Consider the following 15,853-nt stretch of genomic DNA (forward strand, 5'->3'; position numbering starts at 1 on the left):
CATGATTGATCTCTAGCCTGAACTGAATCTCCTTTCTTACCTTCATTCTAGCATTCGAGTCTTACGTGCTATTGAACTTAGCCTTAATTCCATCTGCGATTTATAACAGACCGTTAAGCTTCTGTTAAGACACAAAAAAACGCCTAATACTTCCGAAAATATCCGAAGTATTAGGCGTTCTTTAACTTTAGCTAGGAGGCTGCGGAACCGGCTGATTGTTAATCCATAGATACGGTAAAGACTTCACGGGCACGTAATACGAAGCTTCCTCCAAATCCAGTCGCAGGTCCTTTTTCTCGTCATGTTCTCCACCATTCTTTTCGATGGCAGCTATAATATCAAAGACATAATCTACGTAGACCGTTCCAGCCTTATCCATAATGAAATCAAGATTCTGACCGGAATAGACGCTAGTTAATGATATGGAGCTTATACCTGCCTTCTTATGATCAATGGTGTAAACTCCTGGATATAGCTCATCAAGTACGGGCAAAGAGCCGTCATGAGCTGATTTATAACGATTTATCTGACGCTGCACATCATTCACCTTCTGGACGGTAACAAGATCCATAACCTTAACAACAGGATCGCTTTCCTCATTCAATATAAGAAAATAAGCACTTCCGCCCTGTTCAAAAGCCGTAGCCGGAATATCATCCAAATATCCCTTATTGTTCAGCTTGCCTAGGTCTATCCGGAACTTCTCATATCTTGGAGTGGCTTCATCCGCATTAAGGATCGGAAGCACACCTTCCTCCTGTTGAAAATCATCAACGGCTGCTTGTATCCGCTTAACACTTTCTCGATAATTAACGCTAGCACGCTTTTCTTCTCCGGGATACAGACATCCCGAAAGAGTAAGAGTGATTGACACCACTACTAGAAAAAGTCTTGCTCCTGCCTTTAGTTTCTTCTTTCTGCGTATAAACTCCAACCGAGTCCCTCCCACGGTGACAATCTAACACTACCACAGCTCATCTTCTTCCCCACGCCGCGCAGCTTCAAGCTTACGGCGTACAGCAGCCTTAAGTGGATCTTCTGGCACCTGAACGGTCACATCGCTCCATACGGCAGCCTGACAGGCCAGACGCACTCCTTCTTCTAACGTAGTTCCAAGCTTACGTCGTTCAATATCTCCTGGCGGTCTCAGCGCTGTGGCCTCTTCATTCGCAATTTTAACCTTGCACATCAGACAGCCTGCTTTTCCTCCACAGCGTGTGGTTATCGTCACTCCGGCTTTACGAGCTGCTTCCAGTAACGAGATACCGCGATTTACCACAGCTTTACGACCTTCAGGTTGAAATATAACGGTGACGCCATTTTGCGATTTCATGATGTTACTTCCTTCCTTAACATTATGTAACTGCTTACATAATCGAAACAACTCCGCCCAATAGGCCAACTAACATGATGATAAACGCAAGGATAGACAGCAGTGCTTTAAGCAGTCCCTTTGTTTTGCTCCGAGCAAAAGTTATTAGAAATACAGACAGTCCCATAATCAGCATTGCAATCAGGGACAACCACATTTTTGTCATCGGATCCAAGGTCAAAGCCCCCATTCGCCTGTAATATATTAGGGATTATTATATCATGACCTTATCCTATTCTGTAAAAAAACATCATTTTTTATATATTATTATTAAGATATTTTAGCTGTGAGAGTTTACCAATAAATAAAAAAAGAGCAAAAGATAACAGAATCTCATGGATTCTGAATCTTTTGCTCACCCAACCTAAAGCTATTTTTTAAGCATCATTTTCATTAAAGACTCCATTGTGCCGGAACCTGCACCGCCTTTTTTGACGGCATTAACAATTTCCTGCACAGTAGCTTCACTGACCGGCACTTTCGCCATCGATGACACCTGCTTAATTAACTGGCGGAGCTGGGCTTCATTCTGCGTAGTTCCTGGTTTGACCGTACTGGCTAGCTTTTTGACGGCACTTTCCGTAATGTTCTTGCCCGCCTTTTTGTTAATGGCGTTCAATGCATCCTTGGAAAAATCTCTGCTCACTTTTCATCCCTCCTCCGTCAATCCCCAATACAACATATGAGAATTTGCGGAAAAAGGTGAACAGGATCAGGAATGCCACTGCTCCCAAGTTTCCTGAGAAATCGCCTCAAGCTCAGGTTTACGATCACGGCCCATCAGAGCTTCAACAGCACTACGTGGACTTCTACCTTTAAAAAGAACATGATAAATTTGATCTGTAATAGGCATTTGGACCCCTAGCTTGATGGAAATGGCATAAGCAGCCTCCGTGGTACGAATACCTTCGACAACCATTCCCATCGACTCCAGCACCTCATCCAGTGGTTTTCCTTGCCCGAGCATAAAGCCAGCACGCCAGTTACGGCTGTGCTGGCTCGTAGCAGTCACTACAAGATCGCCAACACCTGCAAGCCCTGCAAAGGTCAATGGATTCGCTCCAAGCTCGACTCCTACCCGGGAAATCTCGGCCAGACCACGTGTCAGAAGCGCCGCCTTAGCGTTATCCCCAAACCCAAGACCATCGGATAGACCTGCACCGAGTGCAATAATATTCTTTAGTGCGCCGGCAAGCTCTACTCCTACCTGATCACGGTTCGTATATACACGAAAATCATTGTTTATGAACAATTCCTGTGCTTCAGCAGTACGCTTATCATCAGGCGAAGCCACAACAACTGTAGTAGGACACAGGCGAACTACTTCCTCTGCATGACTCGGTCCGGAGAGAACGACAATCTGCCCTTCGTCACAGCCGAGTTCTTCAGCAATAACGATCGACATCCGTTTCTTGCTTTCAGTCTCAAAGCCCTTCGTAGCATGAACGCATAGCATTTCATCCTTCCAGAACGGCTTCAGACTGCGAGCAACCTGTCGCATACCTGAAGATGGGGCTACAATTACAACCGCTTTAGAACCGGAAACTGCGGTCTCCATATCGGTGGTTGCAATGATGTTTGCGGGCAGGGAAATCCCAGGTAAATACTTATTATTGATATGAGAACCATTGATCTCGGCAGCTTGATCAGAGTTACGTGTCCACAGATAAACTTCCGAGTGATTCGCAGCCAGCACACTTGCCAGCGCAGTTCCCCAGCTCCCCGCTACTAGTACGGTTACTTTATCAGACAACACGATTCCCTCCTTTTACTTTTGAGCCTATCTTGTTCTCACGGCCCTCTACAATCTTAACAATGTTCGTCCGGTGCCGCCAGAAGGCAAAAACCGCGATGATAATACTGGTCCAGAGCACAGGCTGTGTAAATCCTGTCAACAATAGAAAGACTGGTGTCAGCGCGACAAAAATCAACGAGCCAAGTGATACGTAACGAGTGATAAAGATAGATCCTATGGCGATAGCACCAGCGAGCAGTGCAGGCCATAAACACAGTGTGGCCATAACACCGATCGTAGTAGCGATGCCCTTTCCCCCACGGAAACGAAAGTAAAGCGGCCAGTTATGTCCGACAATGGCAGCGATTCCGCAAAGAGCAGCAACCCAGGTTCCCCAGCCGCCTACCCAAGTTCCTAACCAAACTGCGGCAACACCCTTCAGTACATCCAGAACTAGCACAGCTATCGCAGGGCCTTTTCCCAGTACACGCAGTGTATTGGTAGCCCCCGCATTGCCGCTCCCATATTGACGGATATCAATTCCCTTTAGTAGCTTGGCGAACAGCACACTAAAGCTGACAGAACCAAGCAAATAGCTTACAACGATAACCAGAAGTTCAAGCGCCACACTTCTTCTCCCCTAACCTTCGTTTTCGGATTTGCGCCGTGTAAAGAGACGGATTGGCGTTCCCTCGAAATTAAACGCCGCGCGGATTTTATTCTCCAAGTAACGTTCATAGGAGAAGTGCATCAGCGATGGGTCATTTACGAACACCACGATCGTCGGTGGCTTCACCGCAACCTGCGTTACGTAGTTAATACGTAAGCGACGGCCTTTGTCAGTTGGAGGAGGGTTAATTGCAATGGCATCCGATACAACATCGTTCACCAGATGCGTAGTAATGCGTAGTGCATGTTGTTGAGATACATGCTGAACCACTGGAAGCAGTTTTTGCAGGCGCTGTTTAGTTAAAGCCGACAAGAAGACAACCGGTGCGTAACTCATAAACAAGAAATGGTCACGAATCTTAGACTCGAAGTTTTGCATAGTCTTGTCGTCTTTCTCAATGGCATCCCATTTATTCACAACAAAAATAGATGCTTTACCAGCTTCATGTGCATAACCAGCAATATGCTTGTCCTGGTCGATAATGCCCTCTTCACCGTTAATTACAACGAGAACCACATCAGCCCGTTCAATCGCCCGCATAGCACGCATAACACTGTATTTCTCAATGTTCTCATATACCTTGCCTTTTTTGCGCATACCTGCAGTATCGATAAGCACATAACGTTGTCCATCACGTTCAAAAGGTGTATCAATAGCATCTCGAGTAGTACCTGCAATATCACTAACAATAACGCGTTCTTCACCCAGAATTGCGTTAACTAAAGAGGATTTACCTACATTCGGACGGCCAATCAAAGCTACACGAATGACATCGTCATCATACTCATCATCTATTTTTTCCGGCAGACGTTCTACAACAGCGTCCAATAAGTCACCGAGTCCTGTACCATGACTACCGGAAATTCCGATTGGATCTCCAAAGCCCAGGCTATAGAACTCATAAATATCATCTGCACGCTTCATATTATCCACTTTATTGATGGCAAGAACGATCGGTTTACCTGAACGGAACAGAATCTGAGCTACCTCTTCATCTGAATTCGTCACACCACTCTTCGCCTCACACATAAATACAATAACATCTGCTTCTTCAATCGCCAGCTCCGCTTGAACGCGGATGGATTTCAGAATCGTGTCATCTCCATCAATTTCAATACCTCCGGTATCAATCACACTGAACGACTTACCGTTCCAATCTGAAATACCATAAATCCGGTCACGTGTAATCCCCGGTTTATCTTCTACAATGGCCAATCTATCGCCAATCAGCCGATTAAAAATCGTCGATTTCCCGACGTTAGGCCTCCCAACGATTGCCACAACGGGTCTTGCCATATTCATTCCTCCTGTCATCCTTACGATACTCATCATAGCAAAAAACATTAAAATTGGCTAACACTCATGTTAGTTCCAATAAATCTTTCTGTCGCTGGAAAAAGAGAATCGGCGAACCCCCGTATCGAGGGCTCGCCGATTACTTTACCCGTATATTCAAAAAGCAGGATTAGTTATTACCTTTGAATTTGTCTAACTTGTCTCCAAAACGTTCAGCAAGCGTAAAGCTAAGGCCTTCGTTACTTAGAGAAACGTTAGGGTTATTCAATACTTCTTTAGGAGCTCTGTCTCTGCTGTTGCTGCGTTCAGGTCTAGCAGTAGGTGCTGGAGCTTCTTCAGTTTCTTTGATGCTCAGGCTAACACGTTTCTCGGATGGATTGAAGTCCAGTACTTTCACTTGTACTTCTTGTCCTTCTTTCAATACTTCGTGTGGAGTAGCAATGTGTTTGTGGGAGATTTGTGAAATGTGCACAAGACCTTCCACACCTGGAAGCAATTCAACGAATGCTCCGAAGTTCACAAGACGTTTTACAACGCCTGTTACAACATCACCGATGTTGATTTCGCCAGCAGCAGAGTCCCAAGGACCTGGAGCAGCAGCTTTAATGCTCAGGCTGATTTTTCCTTTTTCAGGATCAACCTTAAGTACTTTAACACGTACTTTATCACCTTCAGAAACTACATCAGAAGGCTTCTCTACGTGATTCCAAGCGATTTCGGATACGTGCACAAGACCGTCAACTCCGCCAACATCAACAAATGCGCCGAATTGGGTCAGACGTTGTACAGTACCTTCAATGATTTGACCTTCAGACAGTTCAGCCATAATTTTAAGCTTGTTAGCTTCGAACTCTTCTTCGAGAACTTCTTTAGCGGACAAGATTACTTTGCTGTTCTCACGGTCAAGTTCTTTCACTTTAACGCGAAGGGTACGGCCTTTGTAATCGCTGAAATCTTCAACGAAGTGACGCTCAACCATGGAAGCTGGAATAAATCCACGTGCTCCAACATCAGCTACTAGACCGCCTTTAACAACGTCAGCCACAGTAACTTCGAAAGCTTCTTGGGAAGCAAAGTACTTCTCAAGATCTTCCCATGATTTTTCGCTGTCAACAGCACGTTTGGAAAGAACAAGGCTTTCCTTGTTGTCGTTGATGCTAACAACTTTACATTCTACTTCCTGTCCAACTTCTACTGCTGCAGCAGCGTTGTCCAGTTGTACTGCGGACAATTCGCGAATTGGAATCACACCGTCGTATTTATATCCAATGCTTACATAAGCTTGGTTATCTTCGATTTTGACGATTGTTCCTTTCACGGTATCGCCTTTTTTCAAAGAAATGATTTCCAAGTCAGCTTGGTTAGTCACTTCTTCTTCGTTAACGGCAGCAACTTCTTCTACAGCTCCGTTATTTTCTGTCACAGCGGATTCCACCGCTTCTACGGTTTCATTACTCTCCGTAGCTTCCTGATTTTTAATTTCTTCAGACATGTGATTAGCCTCCTCGATTCAAAACCCCATTTATTTAAACCTGCGTATAGCAGAGTTCAAAACAAGCATTGCTTGGTATTACAAATTACACTTGAAGATAGTATGTTCCAAAAAATAGCGACTATGCCGTTATTTAATCATAGCACAGGACGAAATTTGTGATTCCGTTTATCCCTTAACCAACGGTTGGTATACCCGACTTCTTCATCTCATTGATGCGTTCCATAATGACATCGGTAACAGCCTCGAGAGATTCACTTCCTGCACCGGCAAATTGACTGAGATCTATAGGAGCCCCATAGACTACAACCATCCGTCGAAAGGGTTTGTACTCACCGACAATTGCGGCTGGAACAACTGCAGCACCGCTTCGAAGTGCAAAGCTTGCAGCACCTTTCTTGGCAACTCCGGCATCAGAGTTACGCGTACCCTCCGGGAAGATACCCATGACATTACCACCACGAAGTGTGTTAAGGGCCGTTTTAATGGATTCTTTGCTTACGCCACCACGTTTAACCGGAAAAGCACCCAATTTGTTAATGAGCCAGCCAAGCACAGGAACCTTAAAAAGTTCTGCCTTAGCCATATACTTTACCTGACGGTCTAACTTAATCCCGATAGTCATCGGATCCAGCAAACTAATATGGTTGGCACAGAGCAGCACCCCGCCCTCCTTTGGCACATTCTCTTCCCCCACAATCTTAAGCGGGAAAACAATTGCGTAAATCAAGCGAAGCAATCCTCGGCAAAATACATAAATCATAAATGATTTCTCTCCCCGTCAACATGAGATCTACAATGGGATACAATGGCCTCCACAACTTGATCGATATCCATAAAGGTCGTGTCCAGAAGAATTGCATCTTCCGCACGGCGCAGCGGTGAAATTTCCCGTCCTTCATCCAGACGATCCCGCTGTGCAATATCATGTTCAAGCTGCTGAAGCGTCACCGATTCCGCGCCTCTCAATTCCTTATAACGACGGAGAGCTCTTTCTTCCACACTTGCCGTCATAAAAATCTTTACTTCGGCATCGGGCAGCACGGTCGTACCGATATCGCGGCCATCCATTACAACGCCTTTGCGAAGCGCCATCTGACGCTGCAAATGACTCAGTCTGGACCTTACACCTTCGATCTTCGAATACTGCGACACAAGGCCGCTAACCTGAAGACTCCGAATATGCGGCGTTACGTCTTCCCCATTAATCAGCACCTTCTGGATGTCTTTTTCCGGAATAAGCTCAATAACCATATCGTGAACTTTCTGGTTCACTTGATTCTGATCTTCCGGTTCTATGCCTTCTCGGATCATATACCAGGTGATTGCCCGGTACATTGCGCCTGTATCGACATAAATATAAGACAACTTCTGGGCTACCAATCGGGCTACAGTACTCTTGCCTGCCCCGGCAGGTCCGTCGATGGCGACGTTAATTCTGTCGTAAGTATGTGTACCCTGCCTATCCAACGGGGCATTCCTCCTCAAACACTCTTTCATAAGAAAAGCATCTAGCGATGTCAAGTTCGTTCCTGCAATATCAAGGAGCACATACAAATGGATATGCTTGATGATATTATCAAGAAAAAAGCAGGCATTGCCTGCGACTTATAAAATTATACCACAGTTTATACTTCAGTGCAAAATCAGAACGCTTAATAGAGCTAAGAAAAATGCCTATCGGTTGCGGAAATCAAACTGCCGTTCAAAGCAGTAACGTATTATTTTCTGACGCTCATTATCCGTAATAGCCACAAATTTCAGCATGGCCAATTGGCGCCCGTTTTCAAGCTTTTTAATCCGAACTATTTCACCTTCAAAGTCCACATGCTCAATACTACCATTTCGATAAGGTACTAGAACCCAGCAGGATAATTTCGCTCCCACCTCGAGCTTCACTTGGTGATCCACCAAGAAAGACGTTCCTCCGCCACCGATATCATCTGTACGTACAAGGAATCTTTTTCCAAAGTTATCCTTCACAGCTAATTCAAGATCTGCATTTACCCGAAAAAAGCTTCGTCTCTGAATTTTGAAAATAGAATCCGCCTCTGGTTTTTGTATCCGGACCATACGAATTACATCTTCTTTAAACCCCAGAACATGTGTATTAAAGTAATTTTTAATGCCACCCTCAGTAATAAAATAAACCGAAAGCTCGTCCCCCATAAAAAGTCGTTTCAGACGACCGTTACTCTCCAACATAGGAATTTCAATGAGGAATGCGTCGTCCTCCGTCTCTGCAATTCTCGATCTATATTCAACTTCTGCTTCAGCAGCGTCACTGGAAGCAACCTGTATGTATAGATATTCATTAATTTTAGGATACAAAGATGTCACCGCCAAATCAGTATAGTTAACAATGATTATAGCATGGGAATATCACCCAATGAGATAAATATTATTTTGAATTTTAAAAAGCAAACAGGGCGCATCCAAATAATGGATGCGCCCTGTTTGCTCATTTTTGTTCTAGGCCTGAAGAAGGCCTGATTTCTTCCACGGACTCTTCGATGCCATCGTCCGCATTAAGATAAATACGATACTGAGTACCATTTACCTCTCCGCCAAATTCGTAAGTCAAGACTTCTACGGAGTCATCATTTTTAATCCAAGCCATGCGATGGTAATTCTCATTGAAATCCGAATTCAGAAATTTCTTCGCTTCTGCAAGGGTCAGCTTTGGCTTTGGAATCTTGCGATTGTCCTTATGCTCATTGACATATTCGCTAGCCTCAAATCCAACCGCTGTCCCAGTATCAAGTCCAATACGGATCGTCATTTTCTCAGGATAAATCAAGACATCATTTTGGCTCGTTACAAAGATTAAATTCCCGATATTATCATAACGGTCAGCATTAACCGCAGTCATATGAGGATATCCTTTTTTCTTAAGAAACTGCTCCGCCTTGGTAACTGCTTCTTCTAGGGTTACCTTAGCAGGTCCTATCTCTCGGTTATCGTAATAAGAGATCAGTAAACCACCATTTTTAGTGAAATCCATACTGGTCATCTGCTTATTATCCGAACCACTGACTGTAGCCGTATAAGAAGGCCACTTCGTATTTTTGCCGTTTTCTTTAACGTCTACCTTAGCATTCGAGCCTGCGTTAGCAAACTTAATGGCTTTACGTTTAATATCTTCAACTGAAACAGGGGTACCTCCGAGCATTTTTACAGAGCGTTTATCGTAAATGCTAGCAACTGAAGGACCCCAATCCAGGTCAGGGTAACCTTCGACACGTTTGTCCACCGACTTGAAGCCGTCAATAATCGAATTATCTTCTGCCTTATTCTCTGTAGCCAATGCGGTTTCAACATCCATCCAGCGCAAGCGGCTACCAATCACTTTATTCTGAACATCTTGCAAATCTTTTGAGATTTCTCCAGAGCTCTTATACAATGCTTTTAAATTGCTCAATTCACCATCTGTCAAAGGCTTCTTAGTGAAATCACGAATCCCAGCTTTATAAGAAAAGTTTGAGATTTTGGACAGAAACTCCTCCGTTTTGCTAAAAGGCAGTAATGTGAGTGGCAACTGATTAATTTCATTTTGTGCCTCACTGGTCATCCGCCACACATTAACAAGTCCTTTGCGGTGCATCCCGTTAGAAGCGGAGTTAACAGCTAGTGTGTTTCCCAGCTCTCCATGAAGACGCTCCACGTGGTAAGACAAATCATGAAAGGCACGCTGATATTGGTTCTCCGCCTTAATTAAGATCGCATTCTTCTCCTGATTCTCCTGATAACCCCACACGAGCGCTCCAATTAACAGCAGCGCAGTCAGCGGGAACATTACAGCACTTAATCTTTTGTACATAGGGCTACAAGACTCCTTTCGATAGCTTATTGGCGTTAGTTTGACAATAAACTAGGAGTCTTATGCACCCTTCTGTAACAGAATATGACCAAAGTGTTTGGATAGAGGGATTTCACTCCAAATTTGCATAGCATAGCGCTTATGCTCTCTCTTCAATTTCAAAGCCACTGCTATTACTACAAAGGCATTGCTTAAAGCCGGTTTGAATCACACCCTGCTCTTTTATCCCTCTTAATATGTAGGTCTCACCGCATTGTTTGCAAAGTATACGGACTTTTATACGCAAAAAAGACACCTCTCTCCTCTCTGGAATCTCCCGCTAAGGAACAATCCTTTGAATATAAGTGTGTCCATCTCGATTATAGGTTAACCTCTTCTTCTCGTTTCAGAAAGCGGAAAGGGGAGCGGCTATTCGCCCTATCCACTTTCCCCATCCCTCCGTACCATAGAATAGCCATCAGAGGAACAATAAACCATATCCAGTAGTTAGCTGTCGTACTCAAAATAAAGTCATAAATCCCATGCCACAACCATGGCAGCAAGATAGAGATTAACAGAATCCCTTTTGTTTTAGCTCCTTTTGAGAACTTGGCTCTCCCTAAATGATAGCCCATGATTACACCAAACATAGCGTGTCCAGAAACCGGAAGCAAGGCTCTCAGGAACATGGAACCGATTGATGCATTGCTATACCAAGCGTACATTATATTTTCTATTGTTGCGAAGCCGAGCGAAATCGCTACGGCGTATAGTATCCCATCATATGGCTCGTCAAATTCGGTGTGATTGTAAATCATATGGTAAAGCACAAACCATTTTAAACATTCTTCCACGCCAGCAGATATGAGAAACGACTCCACATAAGGACCGCCATTCAGTCCCAGCATTAGTCCTCTCTGAATGATCATAACAGGGAATACAATCAGAAGGCCTAGCAGGAACACCTTAATAACGATATGAAGCGGTTCTTGATCATACTTATCTTTCAAATAAAAAAAGGTCAGCAGAGCAAGTCCCGGCGCTACTGCCGACGAAATAACCGATAACACGAGCACCGAATAACCTCCCTATATCCCTAGCGCCTTATTCTGCTGATTACAGCAAGGCAGATTACAGCTTTAATTCAAGAATGACCGCCATACCATCAAGAACAAGAATAGGGCTAAACAGCTAAAATAATGCATATCAGCCCTATCATGTTATTTAATCCTGACGCTTAAAATGAGTGCACAATAACTGGACTGCATTCTCCGGCATTACTGTCTTCCCGTATTCATCGAGAACAGCTTCAGTAACCGGCGAGGAATCTCCAAACTCAGCTAGTACGCCAACAAGACCTGACAACGCTGTTTCTTCAAATTCCTTAGGATCGAAATACAGATACCATTTATTGTTATAAGAATACAGTTTCCCCTGGGAAGTAATATTACCAATGAGCACATGAGCCGCTTCAACAAGAACCTCAAAATCGCGGAATGCATATACAATGGAGTCGCTTTGTTCAAGAGTAACTTCCATTTCGTAAATCTCTTCTGGCAATTCTTCTTCCCCGGACGCACCGTACTGATGGTGATCATATTTTCCTCGGGTCACTATAACGACCATGCCTTGGGCGGGCAATGCGAAAACTTCTACGGCAAGCGGACCGGTAGCATCAAAACCTAGTTCACTATATGCTTGGTCCATCATCTCCGTAAACAGGTCATGAACCTTGGGAACTTCCTGCCACATGTCTTCCTTCTGGATGCCCCGCTCGCTCAGGTCGTCAAAAGTGAGGAAAATCCGTATCTTATCTTGACTTAATCGCTCTATTCTCATGACAGGATCCTCCTTTTGCAAGCTCATTTATTATAATGTATGATGAGTCCCGAGTAATGAGCCAAAAATGGTTACTATGTATGTATGTTATCATTTTGCAGAGATAAATGCACGAAAATAAATATATAAAATCCTCTTAAAGCATTGCTGCTACTGAAGAGCTTATTCTAATTCATAAACCATTTTCAAGCCCTTGAATATAAAAAAGAATCATTCTGCGGAATATTTCATCCTCAAAATGATTCTGAAGGAGTCCTTTACGGTTACAATCCCGGTATGGCAGTATGCGTTTCTTTAAGAATTTGCTCCACTTCGCTCTTCACTTCAGGATTGTTACGAATGAAATCCTTCAGTAATTTGAGATTGGATTCTTTTGATTTAACCGGTGATTCCGATTTATGCTCAGAGGTTCCGCTGTTCGAACCATTACTTTGAGCATTGCTGCTTGTATTACTGCTTGCATTGCTGCTTGAAGCAGCAGTGTTTCCAAACCCTGTCGTAGCCATACCAATTATTTTTTCTTTTGCTTTATCTGCAGCTCCACTCATGGAACCGCCCGATTGCCCCAGCGATGACATTAGAGAATTCCGCTTTTTGGACATAATCATACTGGCTGCAACGCCCATCAGCACCCCACATAAAAATGACGAAGTATTCATATTTCCAGCCTCCTTGTATGGTAAAATCATGTTTAGTGTTCGCGGAAAGATTGCCGCTCATGCAACCTAATAAGAAGAAAGTGAGTTGAAAAAAGTGGGTAAAATGACATCAGTGCTCCTACTGGCTACCTTACTGCTGACAGCCTGTGGCAACAGCGGTGCAAATGGAAAGACAGCCGAGGATACAAACACCACAAAGAATACGCCTACGGCGGCAGCTACACAGAGCGCAGCAACTACAGCGCCTTCGCCTGAGGTTACAGCCAGCCCTACCCCTGAAGCATCAGCAGATGGAGGAACTACAGGTAGTGATAATACAGCCAGTAAGGATGAAGCCTCCGCTAAAATCCCACTGCTGTACCATATGAACAAAAATTACGACATTGTCCCAAATGAGGAAACTACAAATAAAAAAGTCGTGTTGCTCACTTTTGATGACGGTCCCAAAGATGCGGATATGATCAATCCGTTAATGGATGTTCTGGACAAACATCAGGCCAAAGCGATCTTCTTCGTAAATGGATACCGCGTTAAAGCCCATCCCGAGCTTCTAGAGTTAATTCATAACCGCGGAGGAATTATCGGTAACCATAGCTGGGATCATATTGTGTTGAAGGACAAGTCTTACACTGAGGTCAAAAAGCAAATCGAAGACGTTCAAAATGCGGTCAAGGAGATTATCGGTGAAGTCCCTCAGTTTTTCCGTCCCCCACATGGTGCTGGCGGAGATGTAGGCAAGAAGATTTCCGCTGAGAATGGGATGTTGTATATGACCTGGTCCAATGGATCACTGGACTGGGAAATGAAAGAGAAAGAAACCGGAAAAACAGATAAGTTAATCAAAAATGTGACGGATCAATTGCATTCTGGCAGTAATATTCTGATGCATGAACTACCTTGGACAGTTGAAGCGTTGGATAAATTGCTTACTACTCTTGAAGGCAAGGGCTATAGCTTTGTAGACCCTCGCAGCATCGAGCTTAAGATGCGCTAATTCCTATTTAGGATAAATAAAAACAGGTAATCCCCTTGATGCAAAGGAGATTACCTGTTTTTTTGTCCACCCATTCAAATGTAGAAGGACAGCTTTCTAATGTTTCTCTTTACGGAGCGTTAGAATGTGCATCTCAGCAGGACTTCCCCAGCGGATTGGCAAGTGAGAGGTTCCAAACCCTCTGCTAATCAGCAGCTTCGCATCCCTTCCTGTCCCATCTCTTCTTGGCCAATGAAACATTCCTGCATCATATTTATGATAAAAATTTTCCACATGCCTTTGTCCCAAAAAAGGAAGAATGACCTGCCCTCCATGCGTGTGACCTGCTAATATCAGATCTGCTGGCACACTTTGGCGTTTGGACAACCAGAGCGGATCGTGAACAAGAATGATACGACAAGTGTTATTTATTGAAGAAGCACGTGACGTTAATCCTGGTAATGGACGATAAGAAGTGTTGCCACCCTTTTTCGGAAAATCCACTCCCGTTAACCAAAGAGAACCCCCCTCACGTTCAATACGCACATTCTCATCCATTAACAGCTTTGCACCACTGCTCCGAATAATCTGATCAACTAGTGAAATATCAGCTCGATAATCATGATTGCCATGTACTACATAGGTTGGAGCAATAGAAGTAACTAAAGTCATATTATCAGTCAGTCGATCCAGAGGACTGTTTTTTTCCGTCAGATCACCGCCTAATAAAACAGCACCCACCTTTCCCTTTAACGGAGTCAGCAGTGCTGTTGGAAGGCGGCGGCGATGGATGTCGGTTATAAATAAGAGACGAAATCCATCAAACTCATCTGGGAGTGACTTCAAAAATATTTCCTCGGTAATAATTCTATTTCGAAAGGCGTTACTCAACATAATCACTGCAATGATTAGCGTAATCAAAAGCACAACCACAACTAATCCACAAATCCAAAAAATCACCATAAAGTACTCAAAGGCGGCGCCCCTTCGATTCCCCACCATAGGAGCGCTACCAGCAATATTACAAAAATGAAAATCAGAGAGTTAACAAACATTTTACTAAGCCGAACACGTTCTGATGAATACGTATTCGAACGTGATGGAACAGATTCTTCCTGCTCATTGTTTCCAGCGTTAGATCCTTTTGCAGAAGCTGCCGGACGGCGCGCTTTCCTTGATAAAGTTGCCGTTGTTGTCTGGGATGGATTGCTCTTTCTAGGAGCCCCCTCCGATCGCGGATTCGTTTTTTTACTTTTGCCAGAAGTTTTGCCTTCGCCACTGCGCTTTTTCTGACGAGACTTCAACCGGCTCAATTCCTCACTCATGATTCCCTCCTGTAGCGGATCACCAGACCAGAGAAAAGGTCGATGAAGAAATGACATAGTATAGGTGCCCATAGGCTTCCTGATTGAATGTATATATACCCAAGACCATAGCTGCTTAAGAAAACCCATCCGGTAGGTACAAAGTGGCGCAAATAGCGAACATGAATAAGAGCAAACAAAATACTCGTCCAATAAGGACCAATGGAATACTGTATGGCTCCTCTGAACAGAAGCTCTTCACAGATTGATACCATAGCTGCAATTACAACAATGTGCCATACGGGCCTATTTCGAAATAATAGGTCGTTTATTCCCCCGTCATCCATACTTTCTTCAGGTACAATATGAGTCAATAAATAATCAACTACCAGCATTACAGCGGCAAGTCCAAGACCCCATGCCACAAAATGTACGTTTTCTGGAAAAATTAATAGCTGAAAAGGATTTCTTTTCTGAAATAATATCCATATCAAACCGATAATTAATGTAAGCCCCTGAGTAATGTAGAGATTGAGGAGCAGAAGACGGTCTGTTAACTGACCTGGCTCTACTTTTTTTATCTTAATCTCGCCAAATTTAAATTTTTTCATCGTGACCTGCCTGTTCTTTAATTTTTTGGGGCAGCTCCGAAAGAGAAACCGTCCATAATGTTGCTATCAATACATAATACATAGGATAATTCCCCCAGAAAAA

19 protein-coding genes are annotated in these 15,853 nt (G+C 43.8%); 1 reads left to right on the forward strand and 18 read right to left on the reverse strand.

Annotation, left to right across the window (positions count from 1 at the left end; genetic code table 11):
• Nucleotides 1-187: 187 nt before the first annotated feature.
• From ACN6KS_RS20530 to ACN6KS_RS20600, 15 genes are all read right to left on the reverse strand, one after another.
• The gene (locus tag ACN6KS_RS20530; protein ID WP_440960384.1) at nt 188-934 is read right to left on the reverse strand and encodes a hypothetical protein; all 747 of its coding nucleotides are present in this window, start codon (nt 932-934) and stop codon (nt 188-190) included.
• A 30-nt stretch (nt 935-964) separates the two neighbouring features.
• Complete coding sequence (locus ACN6KS_RS20535) at nt 965-1,333, reverse strand: 2Fe-2S iron-sulfur cluster-binding protein (RefSeq protein WP_094870069.1); 369 nt, start codon at nt 1,331-1,333, stop codon at nt 965-967.
• A 34-nt stretch (nt 1,334-1,367) separates the two neighbouring features.
• Nucleotides 1,368-1,547: a DUF2768 family protein gene (locus tag ACN6KS_RS20540; protein WP_094870070.1), complete on the reverse strand. Its 180-nt coding sequence runs from the start codon at nt 1,545-1,547 to the stop codon at nt 1,368-1,370.
• 195 nt (nt 1,548-1,742) lie between these two features.
• Nucleotides 1,743-2,018, reverse strand: coding sequence for a stage VI sporulation protein F (locus ACN6KS_RS20545; RefSeq protein ID WP_076284557.1), 276 nt, complete (start codon nt 2,016-2,018; stop codon nt 1,743-1,745).
• A 66-nt stretch (nt 2,019-2,084) separates the two neighbouring features.
• Nucleotides 2,085-3,125, reverse strand: coding sequence for an NAD(P)H-dependent glycerol-3-phosphate dehydrogenase (locus ACN6KS_RS20550; RefSeq protein WP_094870071.1), 1,041 nt, complete (start codon nt 3,123-3,125; stop codon nt 2,085-2,087).
• Complete coding sequence (plsY, locus tag ACN6KS_RS20555; RefSeq protein ID WP_094870072.1) at nt 3,118-3,735, reverse strand: glycerol-3-phosphate 1-O-acyltransferase PlsY; 618 nt, start codon at nt 3,733-3,735, stop codon at nt 3,118-3,120. The genes ACN6KS_RS20550 and plsY overlap by 8 nt, the downstream gene beginning before the upstream one ends.
• 12 nt (nt 3,736-3,747) lie before the next feature.
• Nucleotides 3,748-5,073: a ribosome biogenesis GTPase Der gene (gene der, locus ACN6KS_RS20560; protein WP_042190218.1), complete on the reverse strand. Its 1,326-nt coding sequence runs from the start codon at nt 5,071-5,073 to the stop codon at nt 3,748-3,750.
• Nucleotides 5,074-5,242: 169 nt separating this feature from the next.
• Nucleotides 5,243-6,565 carry a 30S ribosomal protein S1 gene (gene rpsA, locus ACN6KS_RS20565; protein WP_170880310.1) on the reverse strand — a complete coding sequence of 441 codons (1,323 nt, stop codon included), beginning with the start codon at nt 6,563-6,565 and terminating at the stop codon, nt 5,243-5,245.
• A gap of 175 nt (nt 6,566-6,740) precedes the next feature.
• Nucleotides 6,741-7,328 carry a lysophospholipid acyltransferase family protein gene (locus ACN6KS_RS20570; RefSeq protein ID WP_094870073.1) on the reverse strand — a complete coding sequence of 196 codons (588 nt, stop codon included), beginning with the start codon at nt 7,326-7,328 and terminating at the stop codon, nt 6,741-6,743.
• Nucleotides 7,325-8,035: a (d)CMP kinase gene (gene cmk, locus ACN6KS_RS20575; RefSeq protein ID WP_280786601.1), complete on the reverse strand. Its 711-nt coding sequence runs from the start codon at nt 8,033-8,035 to the stop codon at nt 7,325-7,327. Before cmk ends, ACN6KS_RS20570 begins: the two co-directional genes overlap by 4 nt.
• A gap of 207 nt (nt 8,036-8,242) precedes the next feature.
• Nucleotides 8,243-8,896, reverse strand: coding sequence for a flagellar brake protein (locus tag ACN6KS_RS20580; RefSeq protein WP_094870074.1), 654 nt, complete (start codon nt 8,894-8,896; stop codon nt 8,243-8,245).
• A gap of 130 nt (nt 8,897-9,026) precedes the next feature.
• The gene (gene ypeB, locus ACN6KS_RS20585) at nt 9,027-10,385 is read right to left on the reverse strand and encodes a germination protein YpeB (RefSeq protein ID WP_341135334.1); all 1,359 of its coding nucleotides are present in this window, start codon (nt 10,383-10,385) and stop codon (nt 9,027-9,029) included.
• A gap of 359 nt (nt 10,386-10,744) precedes the next feature.
• On the reverse strand, nt 10,745-11,440 hold the full coding sequence (gene prsW, locus ACN6KS_RS20590; RefSeq protein WP_042129603.1) for a glutamic-type intramembrane protease PrsW: 696 nt from the start codon (nt 11,438-11,440) through the stop codon (nt 10,745-10,747).
• Nucleotides 11,441-11,588: 148 nt separating this feature from the next.
• The gene (locus ACN6KS_RS20595; RefSeq protein WP_042190227.1) at nt 11,589-12,203 is read right to left on the reverse strand and encodes a genetic competence negative regulator; all 615 of its coding nucleotides are present in this window, start codon (nt 12,201-12,203) and stop codon (nt 11,589-11,591) included.
• 263 nt (nt 12,204-12,466) lie between these two features.
• Nucleotides 12,467-12,862, reverse strand: a complete 396-nt coding sequence (locus tag ACN6KS_RS20600) for a hypothetical protein (protein WP_094870076.1) — start codon at nt 12,860-12,862, stop codon at nt 12,467-12,469.
• A gap of 85 nt (nt 12,863-12,947) precedes the next feature.
• Between ACN6KS_RS20600 and ACN6KS_RS20605 the strand changes: the two genes are divergently transcribed.
• A complete protein-coding gene (locus ACN6KS_RS20605; RefSeq protein WP_373455879.1) occupies nt 12,948-13,856 on the forward strand; it encodes a polysaccharide deacetylase family protein in 909 nt (302 codons plus the stop codon).
• Nucleotides 13,857-13,952: 96 nt separating this feature from the next.
• On the opposite strand, the gene ACN6KS_RS20610 is transcribed toward ACN6KS_RS20605, so the two are convergent.
• The 3 genes from ACN6KS_RS20610 to ACN6KS_RS20620 are packed head-to-tail and all read right to left on the reverse strand — an operon-like array spanning nt 13,953 to nt 15,750.
• Complete coding sequence (locus tag ACN6KS_RS20610) at nt 13,953-14,837, reverse strand: metallophosphoesterase (protein WP_440960385.1); 885 nt, start codon at nt 14,835-14,837, stop codon at nt 13,953-13,955.
• Nucleotides 14,792-15,160 (reverse strand): hypothetical protein, encoded by a 369-nt coding sequence (locus tag ACN6KS_RS20615; RefSeq protein ID WP_094870078.1) that lies wholly within the window; start codon nt 15,158-15,160, stop codon nt 14,792-14,794. The genes ACN6KS_RS20610 and ACN6KS_RS20615 overlap by 46 nt, the downstream gene beginning before the upstream one ends.
• Nucleotides 15,157-15,750, reverse strand: coding sequence for a CPBP family intramembrane glutamic endopeptidase (locus tag ACN6KS_RS20620; RefSeq protein WP_042190233.1), 594 nt, complete (start codon nt 15,748-15,750; stop codon nt 15,157-15,159). The genes ACN6KS_RS20615 and ACN6KS_RS20620 overlap by 4 nt, the downstream gene beginning before the upstream one ends.
• Nucleotides 15,751-15,853: the final 103 nt, after the last annotated feature.

It is taken from the genome of Paenibacillus nitricinens, assembly GCF_052056485.1.
Classification (GTDB): domain Bacteria; phylum Bacillota; class Bacilli; order Paenibacillales; family Paenibacillaceae; genus Paenibacillus_AQ; species Paenibacillus_AQ nitricinens.